At 72.2% G+C, this 10,529-nt stretch carries 7 protein-coding genes; 2 read left to right on the top strand and 5 right to left on the bottom strand.

Annotation, left to right across the window (positions count from 1 at the left end):
* Window positions 1-118 precede the first annotated feature (118 nt).
* The 5 genes from ACZ6I3_RS36540 to rpsO all read right to left on the bottom strand — a co-directional run bounded on the left by ACZ6I3_RS36540 (window position 119) and on the right by rpsO (window position 5,545).
* The gene (locus ACZ6I3_RS36540) at window positions 119-574 is read right to left on the bottom strand and encodes a hypothetical protein (RefSeq protein WP_469420636.1); all 456 of its coding nucleotides are present in this window, start codon (window positions 572-574) and stop codon (window positions 119-121) included.
* Between the two features lie 13 nt (window positions 575-587).
* A complete protein-coding gene (gene dapB, locus ACZ6I3_RS36535; protein WP_469420634.1) occupies window positions 588-1,340 on the bottom strand; it encodes a 4-hydroxy-tetrahydrodipicolinate reductase in 753 nt (250 codons plus the stop codon).
* A 29-nt stretch (window positions 1,341-1,369) separates the two neighbouring features.
* The gene (locus ACZ6I3_RS36530) at window positions 1,370-2,749 is read right to left on the bottom strand and encodes a M16 family metallopeptidase (RefSeq protein WP_469420632.1); all 1,380 of its coding nucleotides are present in this window, start codon (window positions 2,747-2,749) and stop codon (window positions 1,370-1,372) included.
* Window positions 2,746-4,962, bottom strand: coding sequence for a polyribonucleotide nucleotidyltransferase (locus tag ACZ6I3_RS36525; protein WP_469420630.1), 2,217 nt, complete (start codon window positions 4,960-4,962; stop codon window positions 2,746-2,748). The genes ACZ6I3_RS36530 and ACZ6I3_RS36525 overlap by 4 nt, the downstream gene beginning before the upstream one ends.
* Before the next feature lie 295 nt (window positions 4,963-5,257).
* A complete protein-coding gene (gene rpsO / locus ACZ6I3_RS36520; protein WP_469420629.1) occupies window positions 5,258-5,545 on the bottom strand; it encodes a 30S ribosomal protein S15 in 288 nt (95 codons plus the stop codon).
* Between the two features lie 297 nt (window positions 5,546-5,842).
* Between rpsO and ACZ6I3_RS36515 the strand changes: the two genes are divergently transcribed.
* Both ACZ6I3_RS36515 and ACZ6I3_RS36510 read left to right on the top strand, forming a co-directional pair.
* Window positions 5,843-6,163, top strand: coding sequence for a DUF397 domain-containing protein (locus ACZ6I3_RS36515; RefSeq protein WP_469420627.1), 321 nt, complete (start codon window positions 5,843-5,845; stop codon window positions 6,161-6,163).
* A 411-nt stretch (window positions 6,164-6,574) separates the two neighbouring features.
* Window positions 6,575-10,402: an SCO5717 family growth-regulating ATPase gene (locus ACZ6I3_RS36510; protein ID WP_469420626.1), complete on the top strand. Its 3,828-nt coding sequence runs from the start codon at window positions 6,575-6,577 to the stop codon at window positions 10,400-10,402.
* The last annotated feature ends 127 nt before the right edge of the window (window positions 10,403-10,529 follow it).

The following is a 10,529-nucleotide window of genomic DNA, read 5'->3' as shown; positions in this document are numbered from 1 at the left end:
TCCCCCCACTCGGTGTCGGCCCCCCCCCCCCACCCCCCCCCCCCCCCCCCCCACCCCCCCCCCCCCCCCCCCCCCCCCCCCCCCCCCCCCCCCCCCCGCCGGCATGTGTGGGCGCGGCTCAGGCGGTTTCGGGCTGCCTTCCGTCGTGCAGGGCGATCGCGCGTTGCATCGCCTTGCGGGCGCGCGGGGTGTCGCGGGCGTCGTGGTAGGCGACGGCGAGGCGGAACCAGGTGCGCCAGTCGCCGGGGGCGGCCTCCGTCTCGGCCTTGCGCCGGGCGAAGACCTCGTCGGCCGAGTCCCGGTCGATGCGCCCGCTGGGGGTGCGCCTCAGCTCGTCGACGGGCAGACCGCCCTCGGCGTCGAGTTCGGCGGCGAGCTGGTTGGCCCTGCGGACGAACTGCGTGTTCTTCCACAGGAACCACAGGCCGATGACCGGCAGGATCAGCACCGCGACACCGAAGGTGACGGTGAGGGGCGTCCCGGTCTCGATGAGCAGGACGCCGCGGCTGCCGACCAGGACGAAGTAGACGACCAGGACGGCGGCCGTGAGGGCGTAGGTGAGCTTCGCGCGCATGACGGTCAGGGGCTCAGCTCAGGTCCAGGAAGTGTTCCAGGCCGAAGGTCAGGCCAGGGACGCTCCCCACACGGCGGGCGCCGAGCAGGATGCCCGGCATGAAGCTGCTGTGGTGGAGCGAGTCGTGCCGGACCGTCAGGGTCTCGCCCTCGGCGCCCAGCAGGACCTCCTGGTGGGCGAGCAGACCGCGCAGCCGGACGGCGTGCACCGGGACGCCGTCGACGTCGGCGCCGCGGGCGCCGTCCAGGGCGGTGGTCGTGGCGTCGGGGGCCGGGGCGGTGCCGGCGGTCCGGCGGGCCTCGGCGATGAGCTGGGCGGTGCGCGTGGCAGTGCCGGAGGGGGCGTCCACCTTGTTCGGGTGGTGCAGCTCGACGACCTCGACGGACTCGAAGTACGGGGCGGCCAGCTGCGCGAACTTCATGGTCAGGACGGCGCCGATGGAGAAGTTCGGCGCGATGAGCACGCCGGTCTCCGGGGAGTTCGCCAGCCAGCCGTTCAGCTGCGCGAGGCGCTCGTCGGTCCAGCCGGTGGTGCCGACGACCGCGTGGATGCCGTGGCGTACGCAGTAGTCGAGGTTGGCCATGACCGAGTCGGGCGTGGTCAGTTCGACCACGACCTGGGCGCCGGTCTCGGCCAGCGTCTCCAGCTTGTCGCCCCGGCTCAGGGCGGCGACCAGTTCCATGTCCTCGGCGGCCTCGACGGCCCGTACGGCTTCCGAGCCGATCCGGCCCTTGGCGCCGAGGACCGCCACGCGCAGCTTGCTCATCTCTTGTGCTTCCTTCACCAGGGGGTTCGTCAGGCGACAGCGTCGTGCAGGCGGGCCGCCTGTTTGTCCTTCAGCGGGCCGATGACCGACAGGGAAGGCCGCCGTCCCAGGATCTCGCGGGCGACCGAGCGGACGTCGTCCGGGGTGACCGACGTGATCCGGGCCAGCATGTCGTCGACGGACATCTGCTCGCCCCAGCACAGCTCGCTCTTGCCGATACGGTTCATCAGCGCGCCGGTGTCCTCGAGGCCGAGGACCGTGGAGCCCCGGAGCTGGCCGATGGCGCGCCCGATCTCGTCGTCGGACAGACCGTGCTCGGCGACCTGGTCGAGTTCGTCGCGGCAGATCTTCAGCACGTCGTGCACCTGCGAGGGCCTGCACCCGGCGTACACGCCGAACAGGCCGCAGTCGGCGAAGCCGGAGGTGTACGAGTACACGCTGTAGGCCAGGCCGCGCTTCTCGCGCACCTCCTGGAAGAGGCGGGACGACATGCCGCCGCCGAGCGCGGTGTTGAGCACGCCCAGGGCCCAGCGGCGCTCGTCCGTGCGGGACAGGCCCGGCATTCCGAGCACGACGTGCGCCTGCTCGGTCTTGCGGTCGATCAGCTCGAGGCGTCCCGCGGTGCGCAGGGCGCGCCGGCCGCCGCGCGGGGCCACGGGCTCGGCGCTCGGTTCCCTGAAGGCTCCGGCCTTCTCGAAGGCGGCGCGGACCTGCCGTACGACCTTGGCGTGGTCGACGTTGCCCGCACAGGCGACCACGAGGTGGGTCGGGTCGTAGTGCTTCTTGTAGAAGCGGCGGATGCGGTCGGCGGTGAGGGCGTTGACCGTGTCGACCGTGCCGAGGACCGGGCGGCCGAGGGGGTTGTCGCCGAACATCGTGTGCGCGAACAGGTCGTGCACGCAGTCGCCCGGGTCGTCCTCGGTCATGGCGATCTCTTCGAGGATCGCGCCCCGCTCGACGTCGACGTCCTCCTCGAGGATGCGGGAGCCCGTCAGCATGTCGCAGACGACGTCGATGGCGAGCGGCAGGTCGGTGTCGAGGACACGCGCGTAGTAGCACGTGTACTCCTTCGCCGTGAACGCGTTCATCTCGCCGCCGACCGCGTCGATCGCGGCGGAGATGTCCAGGGCGGATCTGCGGTCGGTGCCCTTGAAGAGCAGGTGCTCCAGGTAGTGCGTGGCGCCGTTCAGAGCCGGGGTCTCGTCGCGGGAGCCGACGTGCGCCCAGATGCCGAAGGTGGCGGAGCGGACCGAGGGCAGGGTCTCGGTGACGATGCGCAGGCCGCCCGGGAGGGTGGTCTTGCGGACCGTGCCGATGCCGCCTGTGCCCTTGATCAGGGTTTGGGTACGGGCGACGGCCCGCGCCTCCGAGGAGGTGCGGGCCGTCGCCTTGGAGCTACTCGACGTCACTTGTCGGTGTCGTCCTTCGTCTCATCGTTCTCTTCGCCCTCGATGACCGGGATCAGGGAGAGCTTGCCGCGGGAGTCGATCTCGGCGATCTCGACCTGGACCTTGGAGCCCACGCCGAGCACGTCCTCGACGTTCTCCACGCGCTTGCCGCCGGCGAGCTTGCGGATCTGCGAGATGTGCAGCAGACCGTCCTTGCCCGGGAGCAGCGACACGAACGCGCCGAAGGTGGTCGTCTTCACGACCGTACCCAGGTAGCGCTCGCCGACCTCCGGCATGGTCGGGTTGGCGATGCCGTTGATCGTGGTGCGGGCGGCCTCGGCGGACGGTCCGTCGACCGCGCCGATGTAGATCGTGCCGTCGTCCTCGATCGTGATGTCGGCGCCGGTGTCCTCCTGGATCTGGTTGATCATCTTGCCCTTGGGGCCGATGACCTCACCGATCTTGTCCACGGGGATCTTGACGGTGATGATCCGCGGGGCGTTCGGGGACATCTCGTCCGGCGTGTCGATCGCTTCCATCATCACGTCGAGGATGTGGAGGCGGGCGTCACGGGCCTGCTTGAGGGCGGCGGCCAGGACGGAGGCCGGGATGCCGTCCAGCTTGGTGTCGAGCTGGAGGGCGGTCACGAAGTCCTTCGTGCCGGCGACCTTGAAGTCCATGTCGCCGAAGGCGTCCTCCGCACCGAGGATGTCGGTGAGGGTGACGTAGTGCGTCTCGCCCTCGATCTCCTGGGAGATCAGGCCCATGGCGATACCGGCGACGGGGGCCTTCAGCGGCACACCGGCGTTCAGCAGCGACATGGTGGAGGCGCAGACCGAGCCCATGGACGTCGAGCCGTTGGAGCTCAGCGCCTCGGAGACCTGACGGATCGCGTAGGGGAACTCCTCGCGCGTCGGCAGGACCGGCACGATGGCGCGCTCGGCGAGGGCGCCGTGGCCGATCTCGCGGCGCTTCGGGGAGCCGACACGGCCGGTCTCGCCGACGGAGTACGGCGGGAAGTTGTAGTTGTGCATGTAGCGCTTGCGGGTCACCGGGGAGAGGGTGTCCAGCTGCTGCTCCATGCGGAGCATGTTGAGGGTGGTGACGCCCAGGATCTGGGTCTCGCCACGCTCGAACACCGCGGAACCGTGCACGCGCGGGATGGCCTCGACCTCGGCGGCGAGCGTACGGATGTCCGTCAGCCCGCGCCCGTCGATGCGCTTCTTCTCCTTGATCACGCGCTCGCGGACGAGCTGCTTGGTCAGGGAGCGGTACGCGGCGGAGATCTCCTTCTCGCGGCCCTCGAACTCCGGCAGGAGCTTCTCGGCGGCGAGCGCCTTGACGCGGTCCAGCTCGGACTCGCGCTCCTGCTTGCCCGCGATGGTCAGCGCGGAGGCGAGCTCCGGGCGGACGGCGGCGGAGAGTGCCTCCAGGACGTCGTCCTGGTAGTCGAGGAAGACCGGGAACTCGCCGGTCGGCTTGGCGGCCTTCGCGGCGAGGTCGGCCTGGGCCTTGCAGAGCACCTTGATGAAGGGCTTCGCGGCTTCCAGACCGGCGGCGACGACCTCCTCGGTGGGGGCCTCGGAGCCGCCCTCGACCAGCTTGATGGTCTTCTCGGTGGCCTCGGCCTCGACCATCATGATCGCGACGTCGCCGTCCTCCAGGGTGCGGCCCGCGACGACCATGTCGAAGACGGCGTCCTCGAGCTCGAAGTGCGTCGGGAAGGCCACCCACTGGCCGTTGATCAGAGCGACGCGGACGCCGCCGATCGGGCCGGAGAAGGGCAGGCCGGCCAGCTGCGTGGACGCGGAGGCGGCGTTGATCGCCACGACGTCGTACAGGTGGTCGGGGTTGAGCGCCATGATCGTGGCGACGACCTGGATCTCGTTGCGCAGGCCCTTCTTGAAGGACGGGCGCAGCGGGCGGTCGATCAGTCGGCAGGTGAGGATGGCGTCCTCGGAGGGACGGCCCTCACGGCGGAAGAAGCTGCCGGGGATCTTGCCGGCGGCGTACATCCGCTCCTCGACGTCCACCGTCAGGGGGAAGAAGTCGAGCTGGTCCTTGGGGTTCTTGGAGGCGGAGGTGGCCGACAGCACCATGGTGTCGTCGTCCAGGTACGCCACGGCGGAGCCGGCGGCCTGCTTGGCCAGGCGGCCCGTCTCGAAGCGGATGGTGCGGGTGCCGAAGGCGCCATTGTCGATGACGGCCTCGGCGTAGTGGGTCTCGTTCTCCACTAGCGTTATCTCCTCGTCTTCGTCTCCTGCTGCCCGTGTGGCAGGGAGACGGTTGCGGAGAGCGCGCCGTGCTGTGCGGGCCGGTCTTCGATCGAAGCACCCGGGGCTCGCATTCCCCCGGGGGCCACTACCGAGGACCGGCGGCGGCTAGGTGCGCTTCTCCTCGTTCTGTGTCGTACGTCCTGTGTCGTACGACATGCGTTGTGCTACCACACTACAAAGGGGCGGTGACACTCCGCACGTACAGCAAAGGGAGCGGTCCCCTTTCCCCGGGAACCGCTCCCCTCACGACGTCTTACTTGGCGCCCGCCGCACCACGGCGGATGCCGAGGCGGTCGACCAGCGCACGGAAGCGCTGGATGTCCTTCTTCGCCAGGTACTGGAGAAGGCGGCGACGCTGACCCACCAGGATCAGCAGGCCACGGCGGGAGTGGTGGTCGTGCTTGTGGGTCTTGAGGTGCTCGGTCAGGTCCGTGATACGGCGCGAGAGCATGGCGACCTGGACCTCGGGGGAGCCGGTGTCGCCCTCCTTCTGGCCGAACTCGGTCATGATCTGCTTCTTCGTAGCGGCGTCGAGCGGCACGCGTACTCCTCGTAGTCTGTGATGGCCACCGAGTGCCCCCGGTCTGTGTCTCGGGGGAGCTTCCATGACTCGGAAGGCGGGGATCCGCTGGGCGCGGCCTCCAGAGCGGTGAGCTCCGGGGGTGCGTACACAAACGGCCGTCGACCAGGGTACCAGGCGGTCAGGGGCGCCTTTGCCCTGGTCTCCCAACCTGCCGGACGGGGCGGAGGGGGCCACTAGGGTGAGCGGGTTCGGATCGTTCGCAGGTCGATGATCCGCACTTCGGGAACGGGTACGTCGGGAAGGGGTCGCTGCGGCATGGCGGAGACGGCTGAGGAGATCAAGGCACGCAAGGAGCGGGAGCGGGACGAGCTCTACTCCCTCGACATCTCCGGTGTCGAGTGGCACAGCGCGCCGGGCACCGAGGAGCACGAGGAGCGGGTCGAGATCGCGTACCTGCCCGAGGGGGCCGTGGCCATGCGGTCCTCGCTCGACCCGGACACGGTGCTGCGCTACACCGAGGCGGAGTGGCGGGCGTTCGTGCTGGGGGCGCGGGACGGGGAGTTCGACCTGGAGCCGGGGGCGCACGACGGCGACCTGGAGCCGGGGGCGCACGACGGAGGGCCGCAAGCCGGGTAAGCCGGTAATTGATCCAGCGGGTTTACGAGGGGTGAGCGGCTACCGGCTCACCCCTCGTCGCGTTCCGCGGTCGGCTCCGCGCCCCTCAAGCCGCCTGCGGGGCAAGGTGGTTCGACATTCTTCACAGGTATCGCCCTTTTTGTTCACCAAAGTGAGTGCTGCGTATGTCAGTTCTGAGCACCTTCCGGGCGGGTTGTGACGCGACGGACGGGTGCTCGGGGGTGGACGGGCCTGCCGGGGTGGGGCTTGTGGTGATTAGGCTGGGACGGGGGCGCGACGTCAGACCCGTGGAGTGGGCGTCGCTGTCCCAGGGGGAAGCGGGGGAGTTTGTGGATTCGGACGACCTCGGACGACAAGCAAGGGTCGCCCCAGCACGGCATGAGGGTGCTCGACCACACCAGGAGGAACACTGTGAGCAGCGATCGGGACGGGATCCGCGGGGGCTGGGCGACACCCGGCGATGACCAGCCCGACGCGGAGTCCGCAGCGGAGGTGACGGGCGAGTTCACCATCGACTACGCGCCGCCCGCCTGGTACACGCAGAACGCCTCGGCGAGTTCGGGCTCGGGCTCGGGCCAGGGGGCGGGTGCGTCCGAGGACTCCAGCGCTTCGGGGGCGCCCGCGAACTCCGGGGGTTCCGGGGCGCCGACGGGGCCTTCCGGGGCGCCGAAGGGGCCGGTGCCGCCGCTGCCGGGGCTCACTCCGCCGCCGCACGCGAATGCTTCCGCCGGGACCTCGTCCCTTCCGGGGCAGACCTCTGGTCCGTCTCAGGGTCCGGCTCCCGCGCCCGGGGCGCCTTTCACGCCGCCCGCGCCGGCGCCCGCTCCTGGCGCTCCGTTCACGCCGCCCGCGCCCGCGCCGGGGACGCCCTTCACGCCGCCCGCGCCCTCCGGGGAGGGTCCTTCCGCCGTTCCCAGGCTTCCGATGAAGGGCGGTTTCGAGCCGCAGGTGTCGCAGCCGCAGGGGCGGCCCGAGACGCCCGCGGCGGATCCGGCCTCTCCCACGGCCGTGCCGAACATCCCCGTCGGTGGGTACCAGGCGCAGTGGACGCCGTCGGCTCCGCCGGAGGCCCCGGTCGCGCCTGCCACTCCGGAGCAGCCTCCGGTGGCTCCCGCCGCTTCGGAGGTTCCGGCGACTCCGGCGACTCCGGACGCTGCGGACACTCCGGCTGCCGGGGAAGCGGAGTCGGGGAACGGTGATCTGGAGAGCGGTGCCACCATGCGCTTCTCCGCCGTCGCCCTGAAGCGGGAGATCGCGGAGCGTGCCGCCGAGGCGGAGGTCGAGGCCCGGCTGGAGGCGGTGGACGAGGAGCAGGACGAGGCCGAGATCGAGGACGCGGACGCGGACTCGGGCGGTGACGTCGAGGGTGCGCCCTCTGACGACGCCGACGAGGACGGCGACGGTGACGGTGTCGCGTCCGAGTCCGCGGATGCGGCGGACGAGGTCGACGAGGCTGACGTGTCCGGTGCGGACGCCCCTGCCCCCGTTGATGCCGAGGACGAGGACGAGGCTTCGGAGGATGCGGCAGCGGAGGCCGCCGATTCGGGGGACTGGGTGCCTGCGCCGCCGGCGCCGCCCGTGCCCGTGGATGCCGTGCCTGCGGACGAGGACTCCTCTGCGCCCGAGCCCGACGACGCTCCTCCTGCGGACGCCCAGGCCGTGAGTTCCGAGCCCGTCGTCGCGGAGCCCGCGGACGCCGTGCCTGCCGAGGCCGCTCCCGAGGACAGCGTTCCACAGGACGCCGCCGGGCCGGGTGCGAGCGATGTTCCGCCCGCCTGGACTCCCCCGGCCCCGCAGGGCGTGCCGCCGCTGCCGCCGTCGTACCAGCCGGCCGCGCCGGCGCCCGCGAGCCAGTGGCCCGCGCAGCCGCAGGTCCAGCCCACGGATCCGGACGCGCCGGCCCAGCCGCAGCCGACGGCCACGCAGGGGCAGCCGCCCGTGCCGCCCCAGCCGTCGGTACCGGCCCAGCAGCCGCCGTTCCAGCCGCAGGCGCCGCAGCCCGCGCCTGCCGCCTGGAACCAGCAGGCCGCACCCACGCCGCCGCATCAGCCGCCCACCCAGCCCGCACCGCAGCCCGGCGGTTACGGCTTCCCGCAGCAGGGCGGTCCGGCCCCGGCCGCGCCCCACGCCCAGGGCGGCTACGGGTTCCCCCAGCAGGGTGCACCCGCTCCGGCGGCCCAGCAGCCCGGCACCCCGTCGGCCCCTGCGCCCGACCCGCAGGGTGGCTATGGCTTCCCGCAGCAGGGCGCACCCGCCCCGGCCGCACCGAACCCGCAGGGCGGCTACGGCTTCCCCCACCCCGGTGCCCCGGCCCCGGCCCCGGCCGCTCAGCAGCCCCCGGCCCAGCAGCCGGAGGTTCCGCCGACCCCCGCTCCGACCCCGCAGGGCGGGTACGGCTTCCCGCAGCAGGGCGCACCCGCCCCGGCGGCCCAGCAGCCCGGCACCCCGTCGGCCCCTGCGCCCGACCCGCAGGGTGGCTATGGCTTCCCGCAGCAGGGCGCACCGGCCCCGGCGGGGCCCCACCCCCAGGGCGGCTACGGCTTCCCCCAGCCCGGTGCCCCCAACGCCCAGGGCGGCTACGGCTTCCCCCAGCAGCCCCCGGCCCAGCCGCAGCCGCAGCCCGGCGTGCCCCCGCAGGCGCAGCCGCCGCACGCGCAGCCGCCGCAGCCCGGCCAGCCCGAGCAGCCGGTGTATCCGGGGCAGCAGCCCGTGGACCCGCGGACCGGGGCCGCCTGGCCGCAGCCCATGCAGCACGACCAGCGGCAGCCGACCAACCCCGGGGCCGCTCCGCTCGGTTACACCGCTGCCGTGGAGCTGTCGTCCGACCGGCTGCTCAACAGCAAGAAGCAGAAGGCGAAGAGCAGCCGTCCGGCGGCCGGTGGCGGCCGGTTCAAGATCGGTGGCAAGAAGGAGGAGGCCGAGCGGCAGCGGAAGCTGGACCTGATCCGCACGCCCGTGCTGTCCTGCTACCGGATCGCCGTGATCAGCCTCAAGGGCGGCGTGGGCAAGACGACCACGACCACCGCCCTCGGCTCCACGCTCGCCACCGAGCGGCAGGACAAGATCCTCGCGATCGACGCCAACCCGGACGCCGGCACCCTCGGGCGCCGTGTGCGGCGGGAGACCGGGGCCACCATCCGTGACCTGGTCCAGGCGATCCCGCACCTCAACTCGTACATGGACATCCGGCGCTTCACCTCCCAGGCTCCGTCCGGGCTGGAGATCATCGCCAACGACGTCGACCCGGCCGTGTCCACGACCTTCAACGACGAGGACTACCGGCGCGCGATCGACGTGCTGGGCAAGCAGTACCCGGTGATCCTCACCGACTCCGGCACCGGTCTGCTCTACAGCGCCATGCGCGGTGTGCTGGACCTCGCCGACCAGCTCATCATCATCTCGACTCCGTCCGTGGACGGTGCGAGCAGCGCGAGTACGACGCTGGACTGGCTGTCCGCGCACGGGTACTCCGACCTCGTCTCGCGGTCCCTCACCGTCATCTCGGGTGTGCGCGAGACCGGCAAGATGATCAAGGTCGAGGACATCGTGTCGCACTTCGAGACGCGCTGCCGTGGCGTCGTCGTCGTGCCGTTCGACGAGCATCTCTCCGCCGGTGCGGAGGTCAACCTCGACATGATGCGGCCGAAGGTGCGGGAGGCGTACTTCAACCTCGCGGCGCTGATCGCCGAGGACTTCACCCGCCACCAGCAGGCGCACGGCCTGTGGACCTCCGACGGCAACCCGCCGCCGGTGGCCGCCCCGCCGCTGCCCGGCCAGCAGGCCCCGGGCCAGGCTCCGTACCCCGGCCAGCCGGGCCCCGACCAGCAGGTCCACGGGCAGCCGATCCCGGGCCAGCCGGGCCCGTACCCGCAGCAGCCCCAGCCCGGTCAGCCGTACCCCCAGCCCGGTCAGCCCTACGCCCAGCCCGGGCAGCCCTACGCCCAGCCCGGACAGCCGTACCCCCAGCCGGGCCAGCCCCCGGCCCAGCCGGGTCAGCCGTATCCGCAGGCCCCGCAGGCCGCGGGCCAGCCGCCGTACCCGCAGCCCGGACAGCCGGGCCCGTACCCGCAGCAGCCGCAGCCCGGTCAGCCGTACGCGCAGCCCGGGCAGCCGCCGGCCGCGCCCCCGCCGCCGGGCTACGGCTACCCCCAGCAGGGCCAGCCCGGTCAGCCGGGTCAGCCCGGCTACCCGGCTCAGCCCGACGGGCAGACCCCGCCGCCTCCGCCTCCGACGCAGTAGTCGCCTCACCCGATCGGCCCCTTTCGAGGGGCCGTTCGCCTTCCTGGCCCGCGCCGTTCCCACTCGGCGCGGGCTTCGGCGCGTTCAGGGGCGAAATCCGTTGCCAGCCCCTGGCCAGGAGGGCGTC

It is taken from the genome of Streptomyces sp. NPDC041940 (genome assembly GCF_055589465.1).
The sequence above is the reverse complement of the archived record's forward strand: the minus strand, read 5'-3'. Positions and strand labels throughout refer to the sequence as shown.